The organism is Streptomyces tyrfis, from assembly GCF_037034285.1.
Taxonomy (GTDB): Bacteria; Actinomycetota; Actinomycetes; order Streptomycetales; family Streptomycetaceae; genus Streptomyces.
Genome location: NZ_JBAGJZ010000004.1, coordinates 212,194 through 238,133, shown reverse-complemented (window position 1 = coordinate 238,133; position 25,940 = coordinate 212,194). Strand labels below are relative to the sequence as shown.

Here is a 25,940-nt window from a genome sequence, read left to right as displayed (position 1 = left end):
ACCAGCATCCCGACGACGACCGACCCACCGTCGGCCCGCCACGGGCCGGGCCCCGAAGGACCCGGCCCGCCAGGGATCACCTGATGTCGAGGTCGACGCAGGCGTAGAAGGCGTTGGCGGTGTCGGCGATGTTCCACACCGCAAGCACCTTCTGCTTTCCGGTCAGCCCGCCGAAGTTCACCTGGTGGGTGACCGTCGCGCCCGGCTGGGCCCCGTTGTCGTTGAACTCCGCGATCTTCCGGCCGCCCGCGAAGTACTGCCAGGTGCTCGTGGCATGCCGGGCGGTCAGGACCCACTGGAAGGACGTGGTCCCGCTCACCGGGGTGACCTTCCAGCCCTTGGAGTCGTCGTCGAGTTCGGCGAACCGCCCGTTGCCGCCGCTGCAACTGGTCAGCCCCTTGGGGCCTTCCACGCTCTGCGGCTCGTACTTGATGTCCCCGCAGCTCACGGTCCGGGCCGCGCATTGCGCCTGACGGCTCGGCGGTGACGAGATGTACCCGTGGGCGTCGGCGGAGCCGGCCGGAAGGCTCAGGGCCAGAACCGGCGCCAGCGCGGCTCCGACGATCGCGGCTGTCTTCCTTTTCGCGTGCATGCTTCTCCTTCACATGAGGCGTCACCGCACACGGTCGGGCTGTTGGGGACCCGACGAGGGCAGGCCGCCTCTCCAGTGTGGGGCCAAGAGGCGCGAAGGGCTGAGCAGATCCGCCGGAACGCACGCCGGACGGTCGCAGGCGTTTGTGGGGCGGCCTTGCGCTTGGACTAGACCATAGCCCTCGGTGAAGCCGCGTCAAGAGTGCCCGCGCATCGGGGACGCGGAGCGAGCGCCGCCGCGTCACCAGCCCGTCGCGCCGTCGAGGCGCTCGCGCAGAAGGCCGGCGTGGCCGACATGGCGCGCGTACTCCCCGATCATGTGCAGATGGATCATGCGCAGCGAGTAGCGCTCACCGGCGTGGACGAAGGTGTCGTCCAGAGACGCCCCGGCGACGATCTCGTCCGCCAGCCGGCACTCCTCCACGAGCCGCTCGTAGGCCTCGGCCGCCCGCGCGGGGTCCAGGTCCTCGAAGTCCGCGTCCTTCCCCTTTCCGGGGTCGTACATCGGTTCCAGCGTCCGCCCGGCGAACCGCTGCCGGAACCAGATCCGTTCGACCTTCGCCATGTGACGGATCAGCCCGAGGAGGGTGAGGTTGGACGGCGGTACCGTCTGCCGGGCGAGCTGTTCCCCGGTCAGCCCCGCGCACTTGCGCAGCAGAGCGCCGCGGTACCAGGCGAGGTAGTCGATGAGCATGTCCCGTTCGCCCGCCACATACGAACGGGAGACCCGCTCCACGTCAGGTGCTGTCCATGTCATCCTCTGATCCTGCCCCGCACGCCGCCGATCCGGACAGTGGACCGGGGACGCCCACGACGGGCGACCGGCCGCACCGGCGACCGGCCCCGGTTCGCGGCCGGGCGCCGCGGCACGGAGGCACGGAGCGGACGCGTCGCGGCCCTGGCCCCCTGTCACGGTCGCGGGCCGCCGCGCCGTGTCCGCGGCGTTTCAGCGTCTTCGGCGCGGCCGCGCCGACAATGCAGGCGTGTCCACTGCCTCCCTCCCCACCGGGCGCGCCCCGCGGACCGAATGGACCCTGCTGCTCCTGTCGGCCGCCTCGGGGGCGGCGGACGCGTTCGCCTTCATCTGCGTGGGACAGGTCTTCGCCGGGGTGATGACCGGAAACCTGGTGCTGCTGGGCGTTTCCGCCGTCGGCCTCGGGGAGCAGGGCGTGGCCCTCCGGGTGATCACCGCGCTGTTCTGGTACGCCTTCGGAGTCGCGTGCGGGACGTGGCTGACCGCGCGGCTGCGGTTGCCCCTGCCGCGGACGCTGTTGTGCGAGGCGGCGCTGCTGACGGCGGGGGCGGCGCTGTGGGGGCTGGGGCTGATCACGTCCGGCGGTGACCGGCTGGGCCTGCTGATGCTCGTCTCCGCGGCCATGGGAATCCAGGGGCGCGTCCTCACGACGCCCACGAACTACTTCACGGGCACGCTCACGTCCCTCGTCGGCCGCGCGGCGTCGCGTTCGTGGGGCCCGGAGGACGGCTGGGTCGCGGGCCGGCTGGCGGCGGTCGTGGCGGGCGCCGCCGTGACGGCGCTGGCGGTACGGTTCCGGCCCGAGCTGGCAGCCGTGGTGGCGGCGGCGCCGGTGGCCGGGGCGCTGTGGATCGAGACGCCGCCCGGCAGGCGTCGGACGGCCGACTGACCGCCCCGCCGGTTCCGCTCGCCACGCCCTTCCGCTCGCGGCCGACGGGCGTGCGCGCGAAGCACGTACCGGGCAGGGGGGAGCCCCGGCCGGATCGGGGGATTCCGGCCGGGGCGGTCAGAGGTGTGGACGCCTGGCGCGGCCCTCACACATAGATGAACAATAAACCATTCCCCCGCCCGCAGGCCACGTCCGCACTGTGACGCGCGGCACGACACGGGAAGACCCGCCCCTTCACCCCATCCCTCTTTCACCTCCCGGCGGCGGCCGGGCGTCGGCCGCCGTGCGCGACACACACCCCCGCACGGGCGGATGCGCCCCCGCGCGCCCCAGGCGCACAACACATCAACCAGGCGCACGCCGGGCTCACTCCCGGGTCGGACACACCCCCACTGAGGTGCGTCAACGTCCGTCACTGGAAAAACTGTTCGATAAATGGACGCCACGCTCAGCCCATGGCATATGCCAGAAGCAACACCGTATCGAGTGTTGCCAAATGCCTTACGGGTCCCCGCCGCCTGTGCGACAGTCGTCTTCGGCCCACCCTTCAGACCTGGTCGCGCCGCGCCTGTATCGGAGTACGAGATGCCGTCCCCCCTGCCCGGACCGCCCCGTCCCCGGCGGCACGAACACGACGCCTTCGACGCGTTGATCGACCGGACCCGGCAGTTGCGCGGCGAGGTGGACGCCGTGCGGCGGGACACGGTCCTGGTCGACGAGGAGGACCCCCGGTCCCGCTGGCAACGTGCGCTCTGCGAACTTGCCGTCCACCATCTCGACGACCTCGGCGCCCACCTGGGACAGCTCAGAGAAGGGATCGTGCCCGACACGCCGCGGCCCCCGGAGAGCGCGAGGACCCGCCCCACGGGCCTCCCGCGGGGCGCCGCGGCCCGCTCCGGGCCCGGTTCGCTCGTCGGCAGGGTGGGCAGCGCCGAATGGAACCTGCTGACCGACGAGGTCACCTGGTCCGCGGAGCTGTTCCAGATCTTCGGCAGGTCGCCCGAGGCGGGCCCCCTCTCCCTGGACGAGCTCCCGTCCATGCTCCTGCCCGAGGACCAGCCCCTGCTGACCGCCCTGGTCACGGACTGCCTGGTGGACGGAAGGCCGATGGACGGGGAGTTCCGCATTCTGCGGGCCGACGGCCGGATGCGCACGCTCCACATGCTGGGCGAGCCCGTCCTCGACACGGACGGCTGCACCGCCTCGATGTGGGCGGTCCTGCGCGATGTGAGCGAGCTGCGGCGCAGCGAGCAGGCGGTGCGCCGGACCCGTGACTCACTGCGGTACGGGCAGCACAGGGCGCGGAACGAGCACCGGATGGCCGTCGAGCTCCAGGAGGCCGTACTGCCGCCGTGGCGTGGCCCGTTACGGCTCCCCTCACACGGAGCGGGCGCGCTGGACGTCGCCGCCCACTACCTGCCCTCGGAGTCGAGTTCCCTGATCGGAGGCGACTGGTACGACGCCCTGGAGCTGCCGGACGGCAGGACCGTGCTCACCGTCGGCGACCTGACGGGTCACGGAATCCAGGCCACGTCCGCCATGGCGATGCTCCTGGGGGCGCTGCGCGGGATGGCCGTGGCCGGGATCGAGCCCGGGGTCCTGATGGGGCACCTCAACCAGTTACTCGGGTCCTCGGTGCAGCCGGCCCTCGGCAGCGCCCTGTGCTGCCGCTTCGATCCGGCCACCGGCACGCTCGCCTGGGCGCAGGCGGGACACCCCGCGCCGCTGCTGTTCCGCAACGGCGAGGGGCGCCCGCTGACGCCGCCCGACGGGGTGCTCCTCGGCGCGGCGTCCGCGGTCGCGTATGAGCAGGACGACGTGCCCCTGCTGCCCGGCGACGTGCTGGTCCTCCACACCGACGGGCTGAACCGGCACGGCGACCGGAGCACGGGACCGGACGCCCTGCTCGCGCTCGCACCGCAGTTCGCACGGGCCCGCACGGCACAGGAGTGCGTGCGCACGGTCGTCACGGAGTTCGGCGGCGGCGCGCGCCTGGACGACGCGTGCGTGCTGATCGCCAGGATCGGCGCGTAGGCACAGCGGCACACGCGAGGAGAGACGGACGCCGGGTCGGACGCCGTTCGACAGGACGGTGGAGCGATCGGGCGATGAACCGACGAGGAAGCGGTGCGCGTTCGATCGGCCGGGTCGTGGCCGAGGAACGGCTGACCGCCGACGCCCGCTCGCCGCGACGACCGCGGCTCAGATCTCGGTCGAGTCCTTTGACTGCTTGTCTGCGGAGTGCGGCGGCATGGAGACCTCGATCTCCTCCCGCAGATCCTTGATCTTCGGGTAGTCCGCGTAGTGGCCAGTCAGCCGGTACATCTCGCGCAACCGGTCCCAGGTGCGGTGCGAGGAGGTCTCCCCCATCGTCACCAGCGCCAACCGCGCGTAGCAGTCGGCCTGTTCGGGATCGTCGGCGATGAAGCACGCCGAGGCGAGGGAGATGTAGTCGAAGATCTTGGACCGCTGGCGCCCGTCGACCCGGAGCTCCAGTGCCCGCTTGGCATGGCGCTGGGCCACCGCCGCCACCGACGGGTCGTGCTCGGCGAAGGTGCGGAACGCCAGGGCCTGCATGCCGTGGAAATCCGCCTCGTCGAACATCTGCATCCATGGCGGGGGCGGCACATCGCTGCGGTCGGAGACGAAGAGCTCCTCGGCCCTGCCGAGGGTGCGCCGCATCGCCTGGCCCTGCCCCATCGACGCCTGGGCCCATGCCTCGATGGTGCACAGCATCGCCTGGGTGCGGGGCAGGACCAGGTCGCCGGATCCGGACTTGGCGAGCTTCATCAGGTCCAGGGCGTCGTCGGGACGGCCCAGGTGGACCATCTGGCGCGCCGCCCGGGACAGCGCCTCGCCCGCGCGGGGACGGTCGCCGCCCTCGCGCGCCGCATGTGCCGCGATGAGGAAGTACTTCTGCGCGGTGGGTTCGAGGCCGATGTCGTGGGACATCCATCCCGCGAGCACCGCGAGGTTGGCGGCGACGCCCCAGAGCCGGCGCTGGAGGTGCTCGGGGTGGCGGTAGGCGAGCATGCCGCCCACCTCGTTGAGCTGGCCCACCACGGCCTTGCGCTGGAGTCCGCCGCCCCGGGAGGCGTCCCAGGCGCGGAACACCTCGACGGAGCGTTCGAGCGCCTCGATCTCCTCCGATCCGATGGGGGCGGCCTCGTACCGGTCGAATCCGGCGGGGTCGGCGTGCAGTGGGTCGTCGGTCCGTGGGGCGTCGGCCGCCAGCACGGGGTCGCTGTGCAACCACTCGTGCAGGGGGCCGGTGATGGTCGATACTGCGGTGAGCGCGACGCCCGCGCTCACCAAGCCTCGTCGGTTGAGCATGAGGTCCATTCCCGTGAATTCGGTGAGGACCGCTGCCGTCCGCTCGGGCGCCCACGGCAGTCCGTCGGGGTTGTGCTCCGCCCCGGCCTCCCGCCGTCTGCCCACACGCCCGCGCCGGCCGAACCCGAGGTCCTCGATGGTCACGACACGGCCGAGCCGCTCGGTGAACAGGGCCGCCAGCACCTTGGGCACGGGATCGCGAGGGGACTCCCCCGTCTCGATCCAACGCCGCACCCGCGAGGTGTCGGTGGCCAGCTGCGCGTGGCCCATGGCCGCCGCCTGCCGGTTCACCAGCCTCGCGAGTTCGCCCTTGGACCAGCCGGCGAGGCCGAACAGGTCGGACAGGCGGGTGTTGGGTTCTCCGGTCACGTCAAGCCCCCAGGTTCTCGGCTGTGTTGACAGTAACCCCGCGCCAGGGGGGTCGCGACTATTCGCCAGGGTTCGCCAGGGTGCGCCAGATGGTCTGCCACCCGCGGTCCGGTGTCAGGTAGGAAAGCGCCACCCCGCCCGGCAGCCCGAGGTACTCCCCAGGGTGCCGAACGGCCGCCGGACGGGGCGGCGAACGCGAACTGTCGGCGCACGAAGGGATCTGTCTCCCCCATGTACACAGCATCGTCCTCCGTGACCGCCCCGCCCCGGCCGCTCCGTCCCCTGGGGGCGGGCGGCGGGCCGTACCTCGCTCCGCACGCCGCCTCGTCGGCGTCCGGCACGGTCCGGCCGCGGCGACCGGCGGGGGTGGGCGGAGCGCCGCTCAGCGGACGGCTGGACCTGTCCGGCCCGCAGGGCGCTCAGCTGAGGATGGTGATCGCCTCGGTGCACCGGATCTGCCCGGAGTTCAATCCGGTGCAGGTCCTGCGCCGCAGCGGCCGTTCGGTTCTCCTGGTCGGCTCCACGGGGCGCGCGACCGCGGTCGCCAAGTGCCTGCTGGACCACTCCCCCGCGTGGTCCGAGCGGTTCCGCCACGAGATAGCGGCGTACCGCGCGTTCGTCCGGCACCGCCCGCCGGTGCGGGCGCCCCGGCTCATCGCGGCGGACCCGGACAACTGCACCCTGGTGATCGAGCGGATGCCCGGCCGGGTGGCGGCGCTGACCCGGCACCCGACGGAGGCCCCGCCCCGCGCCGACGTGCGGGCCGTGCTCGGTGCGATCACCCGGGTCAACTCCTGGCGTCCGGCTCCGGGACTCTTCGACGCGCCGCTGGACTACGCCGCGCGGATCTCCCGCTATCACGAGCTCGGTCTGTTCACCGACCGCGACCTGGGCGACCTGCAGAAGCTGCTGCACGGTCTGGCGGGCGGACGCCAGGCCATGGGGCAGTTCTGTCACGGCGACGCGCTGCTGTCGAACGTCCTGCTGTCGCCGACCGGTCCGGTGCTGGTGGACTGGGAGCACGCGGGCTGGTATCTGCCGGGCTACGACCTGGCGACGCTCTGGGCGGTCCTGGGGGACGCCCCGGCGGCGCGGCGTCAGATCAGCCAGCTGGCGCAGGCGGCGGGACCCGCGTCGCGCGACGCGTTCCTGGTGAACCTGATGCTGGTGCTGACGCGGGAGATCCGCACCTACGAGACGGCGGTCCAGCGGGCCATGCGGGAGCCGGTGGGCGCGGTGGGCCAGGACCGGCCGGGTGCGCTCTCGTCCAGCGAGGAACAGCGGCTGCTGCTACGGCGGTTGCACGACGACTGTGCTCTGGCCCGCCGTGCCGTCCGTGCCGCGGTCGGCACACGCTGACCCTTCCCAGGGGGATGAGCCGCGGGTCCGGTGCCGACACACCGGGCCCGCGGCGCCGTCGTGCGTGGCGTCCGCGTCCCGCCGCCGGAGCGGCCGGTCGGCGGTCGGCGGTCACGGGCTGCCCGCCGCCGGCGGCGGACGGCCCGCGCCTCTGCTGACGCGTCAGCGCGCGCGCACGATGTCCACGTCCGATGCCTTGACGAAGGCGATCCGGTGGCCGATCTGCACGGTCACATACTTCTCCTTGCCCCGGAAGTAGGCGTGGTCGTAGGCGTACGAGGAGTCGATCGTCGGGGAGTAGAAGTAGCCGGTGGGAGCCTCGCCGCCGCCGGGGTAGGACTGTCCCGCCTTGATGGTGTACTGCAGGGGCGTCCCCACCCGCTGGTCCGTGAAGTCCGCCGGATAGTCGGACTTCTCCGGGTACGCGACGCCGTAGACCGGCACCTCGGTGCGTCCCGCCTTGGGCCTGACCACGTATCCGGAGGTGGGGACGGTGGTCCGGGTGTGGGCCGGGGTGCGGAACCACGCCTTCTGGCCGTACCACCAGATCGCCGTCCAGCCGGGGACCCGGTCCGCGACGACGGCCTGCTGGGTGGCGCTGATCTTGCTGCCCCAGTCGGCGACGCAGTTGGTGCCGGGAGAGCCGTCGGTGTGCAGGCCGGGATCGGAGAAGAGCGGCGCGTCCTCGGAGGGCGCGGTGTGCAGCGGCACGGCGCTGGAGCCCTGGACGGGCAGGTCGACGCCCTTCTCGCAGTCCCGGAACGCCTGCTTGTTCTTCTTGAAGTCCGGGCTGACAGTGACGAGTTGACTGCGCGTGGAGCCGCTCGGCATGGCGGGTTCGCCGAGCAGGGCCATGAACCGGTTCCAGTCCCAGTACGTTCCGGGATCCCAGTGCATGTTCCGGGTGCCGGAGGCGCTGGTGGGCGGCACGCCGTCGTGGCCGATGATGTGCTGGCGGTCCAGCGGGATGTCGTACTTGGCGGCGAGGTAGCGCACCAGCTCGGCGGTGGAGCGGTACATCTCGGGGGTGTACCACTTGGCGCCCTCGACGGCGACCCCCTCCTGCTCGATGCCGATGGAGTGGCTGTTGACGTACCAGTTGCCCGCCTGCCAGGCGACGTCCTTGTTCCGGACCATCTGCGTGACATGGCCGTCGGAGGAGCGGACCACGTAGTGGGCGGAGGTCTGCTTCAGCGGGTTCTGGAAGATCTTCAGCGTGGTGTCGAAGTCCTCCTCGGTGTCGTGCAGGACGATGAACCGGATCTTGTTGTTGTGCGGGCGGTCGGAGGTGTCGTAGTTCCCGTACGTCTCCTTGTCGGCGGGATCGCCCGTCTGCTGGTAGGCGGCCGGCACCCAGTCGCACGCGAGGACGCGTGGGCACTCCGGCCGCACCGGGGCGGCGCCGGCCGGCGTCGCGGGACTGAGCAGCGCCATGCTCAGTGCGCCGACCGTCGTCAAGGCGACGGCGAGTCCGGTCCTCTGCTTGGACGTCATGACAACCCTTCCTGGAGCCGTGCGTGGAGAGACGTACGGGCGAACGCTCTTGATCCGAACGCTCGTTCCGCCGTGCGCGCACACTCTCCGGCCCGGGATGACAGCGCGTCAAGAGTGCGGCACGGGACGCCGGGCGAGCCACTGGACCAGACCACTGACGGGTACTCCGACCTGCGGCCGGAAGGAATCCTCGGGGTGCGCCGCCGGCGTCTTTCGCCGCTTGGGGCCCACCCGCGCCCGGCCGGCCACGGGTCCGCGCGCGACAGCATCAAGCGGACTGCTTATGTGACTAATTGCGGATGTGCGTGCCCCGAACGGCCGAAGGGTAGTGCTCGCGCGGACACCCGGTCCGTGCGGCGTGCGCACGGCGAGATCTCGGAAAGGCCGTACACCCATGGCTCAGCCCTTCACCCTGCCGGACTTCTACGTCCCCCATCCGGCGCGGCTCAACCCTCACGTCGAGGAGGCCCGGCGGCACACCAAGGAGTGGGCGCGCGGCATGGGCATGCTGGAGGGTTCGGGCGTCTGGGAGGAGAAGGACCTCGACTCCCACGACTACGCGCTGCTGTGCGCGTACACCCACCCGGACTGCTCGTCCGACGCGCTCTCGCTGGTCACCGACTGGTATGTGTGGGTCTTCTTCTTCGACGACCACTTCCTGGAGCTGTTCAAGCGCACCCTCGACCGCGAGGGCGGCAAGCGATATCTGGACCGTCTGCCGGCGTTCATGCCGATGGACCGCGGCGCGGCGGTGCCCGAGGCCACGAATCCGGTCGAGGCGGGGCTGGCCGACCTGTGGGCGCGGACGGTGCCGGGCATGTCCGACGCCTGGCGGGCCCGGTTCGCCGAGGCGACGAAGAACCTCCTCGACGAGTCGCTGTGGGAGCTCGCCAACATCGACGAGGGGCGCATCGCGAACCCCGTCGAGTACATCGAGATGCGTCGCAAGGTGGGCGGGGCCCCCTGGTCGGCGGGCCTGGTGGAGTACGCGGCGGGCGCGGAGGTCCCCGAGGCCGTGGCCGGCGAGCGCGCCCTGCGGGTGCTGCGGGACGCCTTCTCGGACGGCGTGCATTTGCGCAACGACCTCTTCTCGTACCAGCGCGAGGTCGAGGACGAGGGCGAGAACAGCAACGGCGTGCTGGTCCTGGAGCACTTCCTGGGGTGCTCGACGCAGGAGGCCGCCGAGGCGGTGAACGATCTGCTGACGTCCCGGCTCCAGCAGTTCGAGAACACCGCGCTCACCGAACTCGGCCCGCTCTGCGCGGAGAAGGGGCTGGACCCGGCGCAGACGGCGGCGGTCCTGGCGTATGTGAAGGGACTGCAGGACTGGCAGTCGGGCGGTCATGAGTGGCACATGCGCTCGAGCCGCTACATGAACGGCGGCGGGGCGGGCGACGCCGCGCCCGGCTTCGGCATGGCCGCGGCCTCGATCCGGCTGACCCGCCGCTCGGAGTCGGCCCGGCTGCGCAGTCACAGCCATGTGCCGTACCAGTACGTGGGCCCGTCCCTGCTGCCCGACTTCGAGCTGCCGTTCGGCACGACGCTGAGCCCGCACCTTGAGGGCGCGCGGGTGCGGATCGTCGACTGGTCGCGCCGGATGGGCATCCTGGAGGCGCAGCCGGGCGTGCCCGGCTCGCACATCTGGGACGAGGAGCGGCTCGTCGCGTTCGACCTGCCGTTGTGCGCGGCGGGGCTGCATCCCGACGCGACGGCGGAGGAGCTGGACCTCTCCTCCCAGTGGCTGACCTGGGGGACGTACGGCGACGACTGGTTCCCGGTGGTGCACGGGCGGGCCCGCGACCTGGCGGGGGCCAAGCTCGCCAACGAGCGGCTCTCGTTGTTCATGCCGCTGGACGGGTCGGGGACCCCCGAACCGGTCAACGCCCTGGAGCGGGGACTCGGGGACCTGTGGGCGAAGACCTCGGCCCCGATGGACGAGGGGGCGCGGCGCGCGTTCCGCAAGGCGGTCGAGGACATGACCGCGAGCTGGGTGTGGGAGCTGGCGAACCAGGTGCAGAACCGCATCCCCGATCCGGTGGACTACGTCGAGATGCGGCGCGCGACGTTCGGCTCCGATCTCACGATGAGTCTCAGCCGGCTGGGACACGGGCGGAAGGTTCCGGAGGAGATCTACCGCAGCGGCCCGCTGCGTTCGCTGGAGAACGCGGCCGCGGACTACGCGTGCCTGCTCAACGACCTGTTCTCGTACCAGAAGGAGATCGAGTACGAGGGCGAGGTCCACAACGGGGTGCTGGTGGTGCAGAACTTCTTCGGGGTGGACTACCCCACCGGCGTGCGGATCGTGCACGACCTGATGAACTCCAGGCTGCGGCAGTTCCTGCACGTCGCCGAGCAGGAACTCCCGGTGCTGTACGACGACTTCGGGCTCGGCGCGGAGGCGCGGGAGATCCTGGCCGGGTATGTGCGGGAGCTGAAGCACTGGCTGGCGGGCATCCTGATCTGGCACCGGGGCTGCCGGCGCTACCGTGAGCAGGACCTGCGCGGGGGCGCGGGCGCCCCGTGGCATCTGAACGGTCCCCGCGGGCTCGGTGTGTCGGCGGCCCGGGTGACGACGTTGTTCGCCCAGCTCTCGGGCAGTGGTGTGTAGCGTCCGCTCGCGGCCGCCCCGGCGCCCCGCCCCCGACGGCCCCGCAGCCGCGCGCCCCCTGGGTGCGCGGCTGCGCCGAAGGGACGTTTCAGCCCTGCTGGAACAGCTCGGCGGGCAGGGGCTTCAGCAGGGCGTACAGATCGTCGGTGATCGGCCGGTCCCAGCTGGCGATGGTGACGAGCACGCCGTCGCTCCGGTCGAACTGGACGCAGGAGATCCGGCTCTCGGAGAGCTTGATCCGGCGGACGATCAGCAGGTTGTCCCCCTGCATCACCGGCATGTCCTCGGTGCCGGTGACCTCGACCGGTTCGTCGTTCTCCAGCGCGAGCAGCAGCTGGGCGACCTCGAACGGGATCTGGCCCTCCTCGGTCTCCCGGGCGGGCGAGCCCTCCGGCAGGTTGCCGATGATCATCGCGGGGCCCCGGCCGCCGAACAGGTCGTACCGCAGGAAGACCCCCTGGCAGCTGCCGTCCGGCGCGGGCAGCAGACCCGCGCCGAGGTTTCCGGGCCAGTCCCCCGGGTCCATGGCCAGGACGTCGAAGTCGGGGCCGGCGGGGGTGGCGGCGCTGCGGCGGCGGAGGAACGACATGCGGACATGGTACGTGTCCCGGCTCACGTCACGGAGCCGGGGCGGCGCGGGCCGGGGCGCTCCGGCGCGCGCCGGACACCCGGGCGGGGCCGGCCGGGCGTCGGCCGTCCGGGCACGGACCGGCCGGCCGGGGCGGGAGCGGGGCGAGGGCAGGGAGCGGTCAGCTGCTGGGGGGTTCGGAGCCGACCAGCCACATCGAGAAGAACTGCGCCCCGCCGCCGTAGGCGTGGCCGAGCGCCCTGCGCGCCCCCTCGACCTGGTGCTCGCCCGCCCGTCCCCGTACCTGCAACGCGGCCTCGGCGAAGCGGATCATGCCGGAGGCGCCGATGGGGTTGGTGGAGAGCACGCCGCCCGAGGGGTTCACGGGGAGGTCGCCGTCGAGTGCGGTGACGCCGGACTCGGTGAGCTTCCAGCCCTCGCCCTCGTCCGCGAAGCCGAGGTTCTCCAGCCACATGGGCTCGTACCAGGAGAACGGCACGTACATCTCCACCACGTCGATCTCCCGCCGGGGGTCGTCGACGCCGGCCTGCCGGTACACGTCGGCGGCGCAGTCCCGTCCGGCGCGCGGCGAGACGAAGTCCTTGCCCGCGAAGAGGGTCGGTTCGCTGCGCATGGCGCCGCCGTGCACCCAGGCGGGCGCGTGCGGCGAGCGGTCCGCCCCGGCGCGGTCGGTGAGGATCATGGCGCAGGCCCCGTCGGAGGACGGGCAGGTCTCCGAGTAGCGGATCGGGTCCCAGAGCATCGGCGAGGACCTGACCTTCTCCAGGGTGATGTCCGGATCGTGGATGTGCGCGTACGGGTTCTTCAGCGCGTTGCGGCGGTCCTTGTACGCGACGAGGGAGCCGGTCGTGTCGGGCGCCCCGGTGCGGCGCATGTAGGCCCGCACATGCGGGGCGAAGAAGCCGCCCGCCCCGGCGAGCAGCGGCTGCTGGAAGGGGATCGGCAGCGAGAGGCCCCACATGGCGTTGGACTCGGACTGCTTCTCGAAGGCGACGGTGAGGACGGTGCGGTGCACCCGGGCGGAGACCAGGTCGGCGGCGACGAGCGCGGTGGAGCCGCCGACCGAGCCCGCGGTGTGCACCCGCGTCATGGGCTTGCCGACGGCGCCGAGCGCGTCGGCGAGGTACAGCTCCGGCATCATCAGGCCCTCGAAGAAGTCGGGGGCCTTGCCGATGACGACGGCGTCGACGTCCGCCCAGGTGAGCCCGGCGTCCTCCAGCGCGCGGACGGCGGCCTCGCGGACGAGTCCGGCGATGGAGACGTCCCGGCGGGCGGAGACGTGCTTGGTCTGGCCGACGCCGACGACGGCCACGGGCTCCTCAGACATGAGCGCTCTCCCCTTCGAGTACGGCGACCAGGTTCTGTTGCAGGCAGGGCCCGGAGGTGGCGTGGGCGAGCGCCCGGTCGGACGCGCCGCGGTGGATGCGGGCGGCGGCCTCGCCGAGCCGGATCAGTCCGGCGGCCATGACGGGGTTGGCGGCGAGCGCGCCGCCGGACGGGTTGACGGTGACGGTGTCGTCCAGTCGCAGCGCGTCGCGCAGCACGACTTCCTGGGAGGTGAACGGGGCGTGCAGCTCGGCGGTGTCCACGGGGCGTTCGAAGGCTCCGGCGCGTTCGGCGGCGAGCCGGGCGGACGGGGACCGGGTCAGCTCGCGGACGCCGAGGCCGTGGGCCTCGATGCGGTGGTCGATGCCGCGGATCCAGGCGGGGCGGGGGCACAGGGCCCGCGCGGTGTCGCCGGCGGCGAGGATCACGGCGGCCGCGCCGTCCCCGATGGGCGGGCAGTCGCCGGTGCGCAGCGGCCGCACCACGTAGTCGCCGGGCGGCACGGGCCCGGCCAGCTGGGCGTGCGGGTTGTCCGCGGCGGCGGCGCGGTTGCGGGCGGCGATGGCGGCGAGCGCGGTCTCGTCGGTGTCGCCCGCGTCGATCAGGGCCTGGGCCTGGAGGGCGGCGAGGGCGACGGAGTCCGGCCAGAGCGGGGCGGCGTAGTAGGGGTCGAGCTGGCGGGTGAGCACGTCGCGCACCGTGCCGGGCGAGGACTTTCCGTAGGAGTAGACGAGCGCGGTGTCGGCCCGGCCGGTCCGGATCTTGACCCATGCCTCGTACAGCGCCCAGGCGCCGTCCATCTCCACATGGGACTCGGAGACCGGCGGGTAGGCGCCGACGCCGTCGAGCGCCATGGTGAAGGAGAAGGCGCGGCCCGCCAGGTAGTCGCTGGAGCCGGAGCAGACGAACCCGAGGTCGGCGGTCCTGAGCCCGGTCTCGTCGAGGACCCGGTGCAGCACCGGCATCAGCATCTCGACCTCGGAGAGTTCGTCGGTGCGGCGCAGGTGGTCGGTCTGCGCGAAGGCGACGATCGCCACGTCTCGCATCTACAGCAGCTCCTTGTACGCGTCGTAGTCGGCGTCCGGCTCGCCGGTCGGCCGGTAGTGGTCGGGGTGACGCGCTCCCTCGGTCCAGACGGGTTCGACCCGCAGGCCCATGCGCACCCGGTCGTACGGGATGCCGCCGATCCGCGCGTGCAGCGCGAGGTCCGCGCCGTCGAGGGCGATGTGCGCGTAGACGTAGGGGACCTCGATGCCGAGGTTCGCCGTGTGGGCCGCCTTGATGTTGACGACGCAGAACGTGGTGACGGTGCCGCGCGGGCCGACCTCGACCTGTTCCGCGGTGGCGACGCCGCAGGTGGGGCAGGCGCCGCGGGGCGGCACGTACACCTTGTCGCAGGACGGGCAGCGTTCGCCCATGATGCGCCGCTCGGCGAGCGCTTCGAGGTAGCCGCCCTGGGCGCGGCCGGGGGTGTAGCGGTAGTCGAGCCGGGCGGGGGCGACGATGCCGGTGACGGGGCCGTCGAACGCGCCGTCGTGCGGGGCGGGCCGGCCGGGCTCCCCGTCGTACGGTTCGAAGCAGGCGATGTCGGTGATGGCGCCGGTGCGGTCGGGGGCCCAGCGGATCCGTACCCGCATGCCGGTGCGGACGGCCTCGGGGCCGGGGGCGTCCAGGGCGTGCAGGAGGGCGGTGTCGGCGCCGTCGAGTCGCACCAGGACCCAGGCGAAGGGGGTGGCGAGGGGCTGGCGGGGGCGCGGGTCGGGGTTCCAGGCCCAGGTGGTGACGGTGCCGGTGGCGGCGACCTCGGTGAGTTCGCGGATCTCCCGGGCGGTGACGGGGTCGTACTCGACGGGCGGGACGAGGATCTTCCCGTCGTCGGTCCGCACGCCGAGGACGGTGCGTTCGCGCAGGCCGGTGAGGAAGGCGCTCTGGACCGGGCCGAGGGAGCGGGTGAAGGGGAATTCGACCACCAGGGGTGCGCTGAGGGTTTCGGTCACGGTTGCCTCCTCGGGTCAGGAGCGCCGGTAGACGGGCGGGCGCTTCTCGGCGAAGGCGCGGGCGCCTTCCTTGGCGTCGTCGGTGGCGAAGACCGGCCAACCGCGCTTCAGTTCGGCGGCGAGGCCCTCGGTCTCGGTCAGGTCGGCGCTCTCGTAGACGGACGCCTTGACCGCCTCGACGGCGAGCGGTCCGCAGGCGTTGATCCGCTCGGCCACGTCGAGGGCCTGTTCCAGCGCGGCGCCCTCGGGCACGACGCGGCCGATCAGCCCGATGGCGGCGGCCTCCTCGGCGCTGTAGGGGCGCCCGGTGAGGAGCATCTCCAGCGCGTGGGTGCGGGCGATCTGGCGCGGGAGCCGCACCGTCGAGCCGCCGATGGGGAAGAGGCCGCGCCGGACCTCGAAGAGGCCGAAGGTGGCGCCCGCCCCGGCGATCCGGATGTCGGTGCCCTGGAGGATCTCGGTGCCGCCCGCGACGCACGGCCCCTCGACGGCGGCGACGACCGGTTTGCGGGGGCGGTGGTGGCGCAGCATCGCCTTCCAGTGCAGGTCGGGATCCGCGGTCATCCGGTCGCGGTACCGGTCGCCGTCCATCCCCTCGCCGGCGAGCGCCTTGAGGTCCATCCCGGCGCAGAAGCAGCCGCCGGCGCCGGTGAGGACGATCGAGCGGACCGAGTCGTCCGCGTCTGCGGCGAGCCAGCCGTCGTGGAGACCGACCAGCATCGGCAGCGAGAGGGCGTTCCTCGCCTCGGGCCTGTTCAGGGTGAGCACCATGGTGGCGCCCTCGCGCCGCACGGTGAGGTGTTCGGTACCGCCCATTGCCTGCCTCCCGTTCCGAGTCCTGGCGCCGCGGCCTCCGGGCGTGCGGGCCGGGCGGCGCGGCGTGGCCGGGTCCGCCGGTCACGGCACTGGAACAGGTTGCAGGAGGCGGGTGGCCAGTTCAATAGCTTTCTGACAGTCAGTCAGATCTATTGCGGCGACGCCCTTCCCACTTGTGCGTCCCGGCGCTCTAATGACGCCGTGTCAGTCAGGAGCATCCGGGGTCAGGAGGAATGGTGGAGTACAACCTTGCCGACCTGTTCGAGTCGGTCGTCGACGCGGTCCCGGAACGCGAGGCGCTGGTCTACGTCGACCATCCCGGCACGGGAGCGGAGCGCCGGCTGACGTACGCGCAGCTGGACGCGGCCGCCAACCGCGTCGCCCACCACCTGCTGGACGCGGGGATCGCCGTCGGGGAGCACGTGGGGCTCCATCTCTACAACGGGGTCGAGTACCTCCAGACGCTCCTGGCCTGCCTCAAGGCCCGGCTCGTTCCGGTCAACGTCAACTACCGGTACGTCGAGGAGGAGCTGGCCTACCTCTACCGTGACGCGGATCTGGCGGCACTGGTCTTCGACGCGGAGTTCGACGACCGGGTGGGGGCCGCCGCCCCGAAGGCGCCGACCCTGCGCCATCTGGTCCGGGTGGGCGCGCCGGCGGCGGGGAGCCGGGGTCCGGACGCCGTGGCGTACGCGGACGCGGAGGCGGCCGGGAGTCCGGAGCGCGGGTTCGCGCCGCGGTCCGCCGACGATCAGTTCATCATCTACACCGGCGGCACCACGGGCATGCCCAAGGGGGTGATGTGGCGCCAGGAGGACCTCTTCTTCTCCGGTCTCGGCGGCGGCGCGCCGACCGGCGAGCCGGTGAAGTCCCCGCAGGAGCTGGCCGAGCGGGTGGCCGCGGGCGGGGACGGGATCACGTTCTTCCCCACTCCCCCGCTGATGCACGGCACCTCCACGCTGACCGCCTTCATCGCCTTCGACTTCGGGCAACGGGTCGTGCTCCACCGGAAGTTCGTACCGGAGGAGGTGCTGCGGACGATCGCGAAGGAGAAGGTCACCAGCGTCTCCCTGGTGGGCGACGCGATGCTCCGGCCGCTGATCGACGCGCTGCGGGGGCCGTTGCGGGGCGTCGACTGCTCGTCGCTGTTCTCCGTCTCCAGCTCGGGCGCGATCATGTCGGACTCGGTGCGCGCGGAGTTCCAGGAGCTGGTGCCGACGGCCATGCTGCTGAACAACTTCGGGTCGTCGGAGTCCGGGTTCAACGGCACGGCGACGCCCGACTCGGGCCCGGAGAAGGGGTTCCGGCTCCAGGTCAACTCCCGTACGGCCGTGGTGGATCCGGCGACCTGTGAACCCGTGCGGACGGGCGAGCCGGGACGCCTGGCCCAGTGCGGCCATGTGCCGCTCGGCTACTACAACGACCCGCGCAAGACGGCGGAGACGTTCTTCCGGCGGGACGGCCGGCGCTGGGTGCTGCTCGGCGACATGGCGACCGTGGACGAGGACGGCATCGTCACGGTCCTGGGCCGGGGCTCGCAGTGCATCAACACCGGTGGCGAGAAGGTGTACCCGGAGGAGGTCGAGCAGGCGCTGAAGGCCCATCCGGACGTGTACGACGCGCTGGTCGCGGGGGTGCCCGACGAGCGGTGGGGCAGCCATGTGGCCGCGGTGGTGCAGTTGCGCGAGGGGGCCGCGGAACCGTCGCTCGACGACGTCCAGGCGCACTGCCGGAGCCGGCTGGCGGGCTACAAGATCCCGCGGCGGCTGGTGATCATCCCGCAGATCCAGCGCTCCCCGAGCGGGAAGGCCGACTACCGCTGGGCACGCGCGGTCGCGGCGGGGCCGCGCGGCACGGAGGACTGACGGCGGCGCCCCGGCGGATCCGGGGCCGCCGGGGCGCCGTGAGGCACCCGAACGGCTCCGCCGCGCGGTGCGCGGGGCGGGTGCGCCGCCGCCGGGCGGCCGCCGTCCGCGCCCGGCGCGACGGGCCGCGTGGTGCGCCATTGCGGGTACCCCCGGTACCCGACCGCTCACCCTATGTGGCAGCGGGGGGAGAACGCCCCTAGCTTCGGCATATGAGGAAACGACACTTGAAGAGTCTCGTCCCGGCCGTGGCCGCCCCGGTCCTGGTCGTCTCGGCCGCCGGACTCGGCACGGCCATACCGTCCGCCCAGGCCGCCGCACCGCTGGTGGTGCGGCCCGGCCAGTCGATCCAGAAGGCGGTGGACGCCGCCCGGCCGGGTGACACCGTCGTCGTGCAGCCCGGCACGTACCGGGAGTCCGTCCTGGTCGCCAAGGCCGGTCTCACCCTGCGCGGCTACGGCGACCGCACCGTCATCCGGCCCGCGGCGAAGGGCACGCGGGCCGCGGACGCCTGTACGAAGGCCGGCAGCGGGATCTGCGTCCTGGGCCGCCCCGGTCACACCGTCGACGGCGTGACCGTCGACTCGCTGACCGTCTCCGGCTTCCAGAAGCACGGGGTCTGGGCCTCCTGGACGGACCGGCTGTCCGTGCGCCGGGTGACCGCCGAGCGCAACGGCGTCTGGGGCATCGCCCAGGAACGCTCCACCCGGGGCAGGTTCGCCGGCAACACGGCGCGCGCCAACGGCGACGCCGGCGTCTTCGTCGCGAACACCGTCTCCGAGGAGGGCGGCGCCACCGACACCCGGGGCACCGAGCTCCAGGACAACACGCTGACGGACAACCGGATCGGCTTCACCGCCCGGCGCGTCAGAAACCTCACCGTCCACGACAACACGTTCACCAGGAACTGCACCGGGGTGTTCGTGGTGGGCGACGAGGGCAGACCGCAGGCCGGGGCGATGACGATCAGCTCCAACCGGATCACCGGCAACAACAAGTACTGCCCGAAGACCGAGCGGCTCCCCGCCATCCAGGGCTCCGGCATCGTGCTCACCGGCGCGGAGGACACCCGGGTGCGCTCGAACACGATCAGCGACAACACGGGCGCCACGCCGATGTCCGGCGGCGTCGTGCTGTTCAAGAGCTTCGTGGGCGCGAAGAACAACGGCAACACCGTCAGCGGCAACGTCGTTCTCGGCAACAAGCCCTCCGACCTGGCCGACGGGGACACCGGCAAGAACAACACCTTCGTCGGCAACGTCTGCACGAAGTCCACACCCGCCGGGATGTGCTGACCGGCGCACCCCGCACGAGGAGAAGCGAATCGGCATGACCACTGTGAGCACCACCCCCGCATCGACCACCGCCCCCGAGGCCCCGGCCGCCGCCCGCGCCGCCGCCCCGCACGCGGGCGCGGCCCCTCAGCCCTCCATGCAGCTCCGCGAGATCGCCTTCGGCGCGGCGCGGGCCGCCGCCGTGCGCGCGGCGGCCCGCCTCGGCGTCGCCGACGCGCTGGGCGAGACGCCCGCCGACGTGCGGGAGCTCGCGGCCCTGGTGGGCGCCGAGCCCGCGCCGCTGCGTCGGCTGCTGCGCGCCCTGTCCTGCTACGGGATCTTCACCGAGACCCCGGACGGGTGCTTCGCCCACACCGAGATGTCCCGCCTGCTGCGCGAGGACGCCCCCGACAGCCTGCGCCACATCTGCCTGTGGTGCACCGAGCCCTGGACCTGGGACGTCTGGCCGCGCCTCGACGACGCGGTGCGCACCGGCCGGACCGTCTTCCCGGACGTGCACGGCAAGGGCTTCTTCGACTACCTGCACCAGGACGCGCACGAGTCGGCGCAGACCTTCAACCGGGCCATGACCACCTCCAGTGTGCAGTCCGCGCTGGACGTCGCCGAGCTCCTCGATCTCACGGGGGTGTCCGAGGTCGCCGACATCGGCGGCGGCCAGGGGCACGTGCTGGCGAGCCTGCTGGAGAAGCACCCGTCGCTGCGCGGCGCCCTGATGGACCTGCCGGGCGTGGTGGCCCGGGCGGACGCCCGGCTGCGCGACGAGGGGGCGCTCGCCGGCCGGGCCCGGATCGTGGCCGGGGACTGCCGCGAGGCGATCCCGGTCAGGGCCGACCTCTACATCATCAAGAACATCCTGGAGTGGGACGACGACAGCACGCGCAGGACCCTGCGCAACGTCATCGCCGCGGCCCGCCCCGGCGCCCGCGTCGTCGTCATCGAGAACCTCGTCGACGACTCCCCCTCGATGCGGTTCACCACCGCGATGGACCTGCTGCTGCTCCTGAACGTCGGCGGTGCGAAGCACACCAGGGAGAGCATGGTCGGCCGGATCTCGGAGGCCGGCCTGCTGATCGACCGGGTCGTGCCGGTCAACGCCTATCTGCACGCCTTCGAGTGCGTGGTCCCCGGCTGAGGAGAGCCTGTCGGACGGCCTCCGAACAGGCTGTGAGGCCGCGCGCGACGCACGGCGCCCCGGGTCCGGCAGCCGGACCCGGGGCGCCGTGCGTGCCGGGGGCTACCCGGTGGCGTCGCGCTCCCACCGGTAGAACTCGTGGGCCATGGCGTCCTTGGGGCCGCGCCAGGTCTCGGGGTCGTACGCGCTCACGTACGCGGTGAGCTTCTCGCTGATGGACCGGAACTCGGGGTGCTGCGTCACCTTGGCGATCTCCGGGCCCGGCGGGCGCTCGGACTCGATCAGATGCAGGTAGACGTCGCCGAACTGGAAGAGCTTGCGCCGGGTGACGCCGACGAGGTGCGGCAGCTCGGTGCTGTCGGAGGCGGCGAACAGCCGGGCGATGTCGGGAGCCGAGCCCGGTGCCATCCGGGCGACGATCAGGGCGTGGTGCATCGTTGCGTGCCTTTCTCGGTCCCGGCCCGGCACCCGGGGCGACCGGGTGCCGGGCCGTGGGAGAGGTGACGGGGGTCAGCCGGCCGTCACCGGCGCGGTGCGGCCCTCGCGGGCGCACCGTTCGACCTTGTCCCGGATGAGCCCCATCTGGATCTTCGAGTTGCGGTTGATGTTGTCGGTCATCCACGCGTCGTCGACGGGGGCGTCGGGCCGCATCGCGAAGTCCTGGGTCCAGCGCATCCTCGTGCCGCCGGACACCTCGGAGTACTCCCAGCGGATGTCCATGTGCTGGAAGGGGCCCGGCTCGACGCGGCGCGCGCGGACGGTGCGGGCTGCGCGGTCGACGGTCCGCTCGGAGACCCAGCTCCAGACCTTGTCGTTCTCGTCGGGGTGCATGGTCAGACGGAACCTGGTGCGGTCGCCGTCGCGTTCGAGGATCTCGACCGAGGCGTACTCGCTGAACAGGTTCGGCCAGTTCTCCAGGTCGTTCGTCATGTCCCAGACCAGGTCCAGGGGTGCGGCGACGGTGATCTCGTTCTCGGTGTGTCCGGACACGTCAGGCTCCTTGCATCAGGCTGTTGTTGACCAGGTCGAGGAATTCACGGGGGGTCTTGCAGCGGTCGGCGTCGGTGGGCAGCGCCCTGCCGTGGCGGTTCTCCAGCACGCCCACGATGCCGAGGAGGCCCAGCGAGTCGAGGCCGAACTCGTCGAAGGCGGTCCCGGGGCTCTTCTCCATCTCGCCGGGATCCACGGTGAGTCCGGCGCCCTTCTTCATCAGGGCGGCGAGTTCGGTGTAGGTCAGTCGGTCGGTCATGAGGACTTCTCCTTCTCACGATGAGGTGTCGGTGGAGGCCCGCAGCACCATGGCCGCGTTGGAGCCCATGAGCCCTCGGCTGAGCACCAGCGCCGTCCGCAGTTCCGCGGGGCGGGCGCCGCCGGTGACGACGTCGAGGTCGTGGCACACCTCGTAGACGTTCGGCGTGGGGGGTATCAGGGCGTTCTCCATGGCGAGGACGGCGGCGGCCGTGTCCAGCACCGGGGCCCCGCAGTAGGCGCGGCCGGTGCCGGTCTTGGGCGCCGTCACGGGGACCTGCCGGCCGTGCGCGCCGAGCGCGTCGGCGATCGCGAGCGCCTCGGCGCGGTCGGCGGCCGGTACGCCGAGGGCGTCGGCGAAGACCACGTCGATCTCGTCCGGTGCGCAGTCGGCCTCCCGCAGCGCGCCGATGATCGCCTGGGCGAGGCCCTCTCGGGACTCCTCCCAGCGGGACGCTCCGGTGAACGTGGCGGCGTGTCCGGCGAGTTCGGCCCGGACCCGGGCGCCGCGCCGGAGCGCCGCCTGCTCCTCCTCCACGACCAGCATGGCGCCGCCCTCGGCCGGCACGAAGCCGCAGGCGTCGGCGGTGAACGGCAGATAGGCGTGGGTGGGTTCGTCGCGGGTGCTCAGGTCGGCGTAGCCGAGCTGGCAGACCACCGAGTAGGGGGCCAGCGGCGCCTCGGCCGCGCCGACCACCACCGCCCCCGCGCCGCCCCGGATGGTGCGGGCGGCGTGGGCCAGCGCGTCCAGGCCGCCCGCCTCGTCGGCGGCCACGACGGCGCACGGCCCCTTGAAGCCGCCCCGGATCGAGATCTGGCCGGTGCTGGCGGCGTAGAACCAGGCGATGGACTGGTACGGGCCCACATAGGTGGAGCCCTGTCCCCACAGCCGCTGGAGTTCGCGCTGGCCGAACTCTCCGCCGCCGGAGCCCGCGGCGGTCACCACGCCGACGTCGAACGGCGAGTCCTGGTAGTCGGCGCGCCCCAGCCGGGCGTCCTCCAGGGCGATGTCCGCCGCGGCCATCGCGAAGTGGGTGAAGCGGTCGGTCTGGACGACGAAGCGCTCCTCGATCAGTTCGGTCGCCTCGAAGCCGCGGACCTCGCCGGCGACCCGCAGCGGCAGATGCTCGCAGCCCTCGCGGGAGACCCGGTCGAGGACGCTCGTGCCCTCCTGCGTCCGCTTCCAGAAGGCTTCGGTGTCGTTCCCGCTGGGGGCGACCACACCGATCCCGGTGACGACGGTGCGCCGGGCTCTGCGGGTTCTCATGGCGTCCTCCCACCTGTCCTGGTCAGGGCCACCGCGGACTGGAACCCGCCGAAGCCGCTGCCGACCGAGAGGACGCTGCGCAGCTTCAGGGGACGTGCGGTGCGCGGCACGTAGTCGAGATCGCATTCCGGGTCCGGGCTCTCGTAGTTCGCCGTCGGCGGTACGGTCTGGTGGACCAGGGCGAGTACGCAGGCGGCGATCTCTATGGCCCCGATCGCCCCCAGTGAGTGGCCGACCATGGATTTGATCGAACTCATCGGCACGTCGTAGGCGTGCGCGCCCAGGGCCCGCTTGACGGCGGCCGTCTCGTGCCGGTCGTTCTGCTTGGTGCCCGAGCCGTGCGCGTTGACGTAGTCGATCTGCGAGCCGTCGATCCGGGCGTGGCCGAGGGCGCGGTCGATCGCCTCGGCCATCTCCAGTCCCTCGGCGGTCAGCCCGGTCATGTGGTACGCGTTGCCGAAGGTGGCGTACCCGGCGATCTCGCAGTACACGGTCGCGCCGCGGGCCCGGGCGTGCTCCAGCTCCTCCAGGACGAGCACCGCGCCGCCCTCCCCCATGACGAAGCCGTCGCGGCGGGCGTCGAAGGGCCGGGAGGCGTGCTCCGGGTCGTCGTTGTTGGGCGAGGTGGCCTTGATCGCGTCGAAGCACGCCACGGTGATCGGGGTGATGGGTGAGTCGGAGGCCCCGGCGACGCACACGTCGACCCGGCCCTCCTCGATGGACTGGAAGGCGTACCCGACCGCGTCGAGGCCGGAGGTGCAGCCCGTGGACACGGTCTGCACCGGGCCGTGCGCGCCGATCTGCTCGGCGACCGCCGAGGCCAGGGTGCTGGGCGAGAAGGCCCGTTCCAGGTGCGGCCCGGCGGACCGGTGGTCGACGTCCCAGCGGGCGCCGCGGTCGCTGACGGCGACGTAGTCGTGCTCCAGCCGGGTGGTGCCGCCGACCGCGGTGCCCAGCGACACCCCCATCCGCCAGGGGTCCGTCTTCTCCAGGTCGAGTCCGGCGTCGTCGAGGGCCTCCCTGGCGGCCACCATCGCGAACTGGACGTAGCGGTCCGACCGGGCGATCCGGTCGGCGTCCAGCCCGTGCTCCGCCGGGTCGAAGTCGCACTCGGCGGCGATGCGGGAGCGGAAGCCCGCCGGGTCGAAGAGCGTGATGCCCCTGGTCGCGGTCCGCCCGTTCGCGAGGAGGTCCCAGAACGCCGGTGCGCCGACGCCGCCGGGGGCTACGACACCGACACCGGTGACCGCCACCCGTCGGGTCATGAGGGGGCCTCCGTCCGCTCCGGCGGTGCGACGCGGTCGGCGGACCCGGTGTGCTCGGTGTCGACGTGGCCGAGTTCCGGACGGGGGGCGAGCGGGCCGAGATGGAAGACCATGCGCGCCTCGACGTCCCCCACGTTCCGGAACCGGTGGCGCATGTGGGGAGGGATCAGCAGACCCTGGTCGGGCCGCATGCGGTACGGCTCGTCGTCCAGGTCGACTTCCAGGAGGCCCTGGACGACGTACACGAACTCCTCGGAGTACGGGTGGTAGTGCTCGCCGATGCGGTCGCCGGGCTGAACGATCGCCAGCCCCATGAAGCCGCTGGTGGCGCCCACCGCAGTCGGCGTGAGCATGGCGCGAAGGTCTCCTCCGCGCCTGCGGTTGGGCTGCGTCTCGCTGAGGTCCACGATGCGTGGCCGGTGCGTGGTCATGTCTGCTTTCCTCCTGGCACATTGCGCGTTGTAGCGACGGGTTGAGCGAGAACCCCCCAGGGTGCGGATGCGCGGTTCAGGACTCCGTGGCGCACCGATCGGTGATCAGCGTCATCTCGGCCCTCTTGAGGAAGTCCGCGGTCTCCAGGTCGTCGGTGGGCACGGTGTTGGCGGAGCCGTCGAGGAGCCGTCCGAGCCGGGCCACCTTGCCGGGGCCGTCGATGCCGACCACCTGGGCGGGCCGCGCGTCGATGGGGCCGGCCGCTTCGAGGAGCCGGACGACGACGTCGTCGCGCTGGAAGATGGTGCTGCTGTCGATGATGCTCGCCGGGTCGTCGGCCGCCTCCTCGTCATGGCCGGCCAGCAGCCGGGCGAGCGCCATGCCGCAGCCCTCCTTGGCCTGGTAGAAGAGCGCGTGCCGGCGCAGGTCCGCGGCCTCGTGGCGGCCCGCGGTGACGTGGTGGACGGTCGGGAGCGCCGCCCGGGTGAAGAACATCCGGGCCGAGTCCGGGTCGGTGAGGTCCCGGTGCTGCTCCAGATACGGGTTGAGGGCCTCCTCCACGGCCCGGACCTCGGGCTGCCGGGCGACGTGACGCAGGGCGGCGAGCAGGTCGCCCTCGACCTCGATGGCCCGTACGACGCGGTTCCCGTGCATGAAAAGCGAGGTGCGGCGCAAACGGGTGTCTTCGTCGACACGCGCCTTCGGGGACTCGTAATCGGCGAGGATCTTGGCCACGATGCCCTCGGTGCCGGGCTGAACGGTGAACGTGAGCGCGTGGCGCACCACTCCGTCGCCGAGACGGGGGGACGCCTGGAGCTTTCCCTTGGCGGTCTCGGGCGCGAGCTCGAACGCCTTGCCGGTCTCCCGCAGGACGCTGAAGCGCAGCGAACGGGTGTCGCGCACGCAGTTGTGGAGCGGCTGGACGGTCGCCACGTGTTCCTCGCTGTTCACCCAGGCGAGGAACGGCGGGGCGCTCTCCCATTCGCTGGTGATGAGCCACTGCGAGGGGTTCTCGATGGACTGGCACAGCTGGTCGCTGATGTGCCCGGGGACGGACGCCACCTGGTTGCGCAGGTGTTCGTACGCCTCCAGGAACTGCTGCTGGGCCCCGTCGTAGAGGTCCAGCAGCAGCACGACGCGCAGTCGGGAACCGTCGAAGGCGGATTGGGAGATCCGGTCCGAGAGGGTGCTGGTCATCATTCGGTCTCCTTCAGGACGGCGTCGCGGGCAGCCCGGAGGCATGCCGTCAACCGTCGGTTGGCGAGTGGATTCGGAGCGGGGACTCTCCCGTTCGGAGCGGGGACTCTCCCG

At 72.3% G+C, this 25,940-nt stretch carries 23 protein-coding genes; 7 read left to right on the top strand and 16 right to left on the bottom strand.

Annotated features, from left to right (window positions below; translation table 11 throughout):
• Positions 1 to 76 precede the first annotated feature (76 nt).
• Entirely contained in the window at positions 77 to 592 is a 516-nt protein-coding gene (locus WA762_RS05320) for a lytic polysaccharide monooxygenase auxiliary activity family 9 protein (protein ID WP_335933304.1), read from the bottom strand.
• 240 nt (positions 593 to 832) lie between these two features.
• Complete coding sequence (locus WA762_RS05315) at positions 833 to 1,348, bottom strand: DinB family protein (protein ID WP_335933303.1); 516 nt, start codon at positions 1,346 to 1,348, stop codon at positions 833 to 835.
• A 226-nt stretch (positions 1,349 to 1,574) separates the two neighbouring features.
• On the opposite strand from WA762_RS05315, the gene WA762_RS05310 reads away from it, so the two are divergent.
• Positions 1,575 to 2,234, top strand: a complete 660-nt coding sequence (locus tag WA762_RS05310; RefSeq protein WP_335933302.1) for a DUF1275 family protein — start codon at positions 1,575 to 1,577, stop codon at positions 2,232 to 2,234.
• Between the two features lie 585 nt (positions 2,235 to 2,819).
• Positions 2,820 to 4,268, top strand: coding sequence for a PP2C family protein-serine/threonine phosphatase (locus WA762_RS05305; RefSeq protein WP_335933301.1), 1,449 nt, complete (start codon positions 2,820 to 2,822; stop codon positions 4,266 to 4,268).
• Positions 4,269 to 4,436: 168 nt separating this feature from the next.
• Here WA762_RS05305 and WA762_RS05300 read toward each other — a convergent pair whose 3' ends face one another.
• The gene (locus WA762_RS05300) at positions 4,437 to 5,936 is read right to left on the bottom strand and encodes a DNA-binding protein NsdB (protein WP_335933299.1); all 1,500 of its coding nucleotides are present in this window, start codon (positions 5,934 to 5,936) and stop codon (positions 4,437 to 4,439) included.
• 231 nt (positions 5,937 to 6,167) lie between these two features.
• Here WA762_RS05300 and WA762_RS05295 point away from each other — a divergent pair, with 231 nt between their 5' ends.
• On the top strand, positions 6,168 to 7,295 hold the full coding sequence (locus WA762_RS05295; RefSeq protein ID WP_335933297.1) for an aminoglycoside phosphotransferase family protein: 1,128 nt from the start codon (positions 6,168 to 6,170) through the stop codon (positions 7,293 to 7,295).
• A gap of 162 nt (positions 7,296 to 7,457) precedes the next feature.
• Here WA762_RS05295 and WA762_RS05290 read toward each other — a convergent pair whose 3' ends face one another.
• Positions 7,458 to 8,789 carry an N-acetylmuramoyl-L-alanine amidase gene (locus WA762_RS05290; protein ID WP_335933295.1) on the bottom strand — a complete coding sequence of 444 codons (1,332 nt, stop codon included), beginning with the start codon at positions 8,787 to 8,789 and terminating at the stop codon, positions 7,458 to 7,460.
• Between the two features lie 394 nt (positions 8,790 to 9,183).
• Here WA762_RS05290 and WA762_RS05285 point away from each other — a divergent pair, with 394 nt between their 5' ends.
• Positions 9,184 to 11,397: a terpene synthase family protein gene (locus tag WA762_RS05285; RefSeq protein WP_335933294.1), complete on the top strand. Its 2,214-nt coding sequence runs from the start codon at positions 9,184 to 9,186 to the stop codon at positions 11,395 to 11,397.
• Positions 11,398 to 11,485: 88 nt separating this feature from the next.
• On the opposite strand, the gene WA762_RS05280 is transcribed toward WA762_RS05285, so the two are convergent.
• The 5 genes from WA762_RS05280 to WA762_RS05260 all read right to left on the bottom strand — a co-directional run bounded on the left by WA762_RS05280 (position 11,486) and on the right by WA762_RS05260 (position 16,125).
• Positions 11,486 to 11,986, bottom strand: coding sequence for a hypothetical protein (locus WA762_RS05280; RefSeq protein ID WP_335933293.1), 501 nt, complete (start codon positions 11,984 to 11,986; stop codon positions 11,486 to 11,488).
• 160 nt (positions 11,987 to 12,146) lie between these two features.
• Positions 12,147 to 13,313, bottom strand: a complete 1,167-nt coding sequence (locus tag WA762_RS05275; RefSeq protein WP_335933291.1) for a thiolase domain-containing protein — start codon at positions 13,311 to 13,313, stop codon at positions 12,147 to 12,149.
• Positions 13,306 to 14,358, bottom strand: coding sequence for a thiolase domain-containing protein (locus WA762_RS05270; protein WP_335933289.1), 1,053 nt, complete (start codon positions 14,356 to 14,358; stop codon positions 13,306 to 13,308). Before WA762_RS05270 ends, WA762_RS05275 begins: the two co-directional genes overlap by 8 nt.
• Complete coding sequence (locus WA762_RS05265; RefSeq protein WP_335933287.1) at positions 14,359 to 15,309, bottom strand: Zn-ribbon domain-containing OB-fold protein; 951 nt, start codon at positions 15,307 to 15,309, stop codon at positions 14,359 to 14,361.
• Between the two features lie 15 nt (positions 15,310 to 15,324).
• Positions 15,325 to 16,125, bottom strand: coding sequence for a crotonase/enoyl-CoA hydratase family protein (locus WA762_RS05260; RefSeq protein WP_335933285.1), 801 nt, complete (start codon positions 16,123 to 16,125; stop codon positions 15,325 to 15,327).
• Between the two features lie 236 nt (positions 16,126 to 16,361).
• Here WA762_RS05260 and WA762_RS05255 point away from each other — a divergent pair, with 236 nt between their 5' ends.
• From WA762_RS05255 to WA762_RS05245, 3 genes are all read left to right on the top strand, one after another.
• Complete coding sequence (locus WA762_RS05255) at positions 16,362 to 17,990, top strand: acyl-CoA synthetase (protein ID WP_335933322.1); 1,629 nt, start codon at positions 16,362 to 16,364, stop codon at positions 17,988 to 17,990.
• A 212-nt stretch (positions 17,991 to 18,202) separates the two neighbouring features.
• On the top strand, positions 18,203 to 19,285 hold the full coding sequence (locus tag WA762_RS05250; protein WP_335933284.1) for a right-handed parallel beta-helix repeat-containing protein: 1,083 nt from the start codon (positions 18,203 to 18,205) through the stop codon (positions 19,283 to 19,285).
• 34 nt (positions 19,286 to 19,319) lie between these two features.
• A complete protein-coding gene (locus WA762_RS05245; RefSeq protein ID WP_335933282.1) occupies positions 19,320 to 20,417 on the top strand; it encodes a methyltransferase in 1,098 nt (365 codons plus the stop codon).
• A 102-nt stretch (positions 20,418 to 20,519) separates the two neighbouring features.
• Here WA762_RS05245 and WA762_RS05240 read toward each other — a convergent pair whose 3' ends face one another.
• The 7 genes from WA762_RS05240 to WA762_RS05210 form a co-directional block, all read right to left on the bottom strand.
• Positions 20,520 to 20,852: a TcmI family type II polyketide cyclase gene (locus tag WA762_RS05240; protein WP_335933280.1), complete on the bottom strand. Its 333-nt coding sequence runs from the start codon at positions 20,850 to 20,852 to the stop codon at positions 20,520 to 20,522.
• A gap of 75 nt (positions 20,853 to 20,927) precedes the next feature.
• A complete protein-coding gene (locus tag WA762_RS05235; protein ID WP_335933278.1) occupies positions 20,928 to 21,407 on the bottom strand; it encodes an SRPBCC family protein in 480 nt (159 codons plus the stop codon).
• Position 21,408: 1 nt separating this feature from the next.
• Entirely contained in the window at positions 21,409 to 21,666 is a 258-nt protein-coding gene (locus tag WA762_RS05230; protein WP_335933277.1) for an acyl carrier protein, read from the bottom strand.
• Between the two features lie 15 nt (positions 21,667 to 21,681).
• Positions 21,682 to 22,932: a ketosynthase chain-length factor gene (locus WA762_RS05225; protein ID WP_335933275.1), complete on the bottom strand. Its 1,251-nt coding sequence runs from the start codon at positions 22,930 to 22,932 to the stop codon at positions 21,682 to 21,684.
• Positions 22,929 to 24,197 carry a beta-ketoacyl-[acyl-carrier-protein] synthase family protein gene (locus tag WA762_RS05220; protein WP_335933273.1) on the bottom strand — a complete coding sequence of 423 codons (1,269 nt, stop codon included), beginning with the start codon at positions 24,195 to 24,197 and terminating at the stop codon, positions 22,929 to 22,931. The genes WA762_RS05225 and WA762_RS05220 overlap by 4 nt, the downstream gene beginning before the upstream one ends.
• A complete protein-coding gene (locus tag WA762_RS05215; protein WP_335933271.1) occupies positions 24,194 to 24,628 on the bottom strand; it encodes a cupin domain-containing protein in 435 nt (144 codons plus the stop codon). Before WA762_RS05215 ends, WA762_RS05220 begins: the two co-directional genes overlap by 4 nt.
• 76 nt (positions 24,629 to 24,704) lie before the next feature.
• Complete coding sequence (locus WA762_RS05210; RefSeq protein WP_335933320.1) at positions 24,705 to 25,826, bottom strand: SchA/CurD-like domain-containing protein; 1,122 nt, start codon at positions 25,824 to 25,826, stop codon at positions 24,705 to 24,707.
• Positions 25,827 to 25,940: the final 114 nt, after the last annotated feature.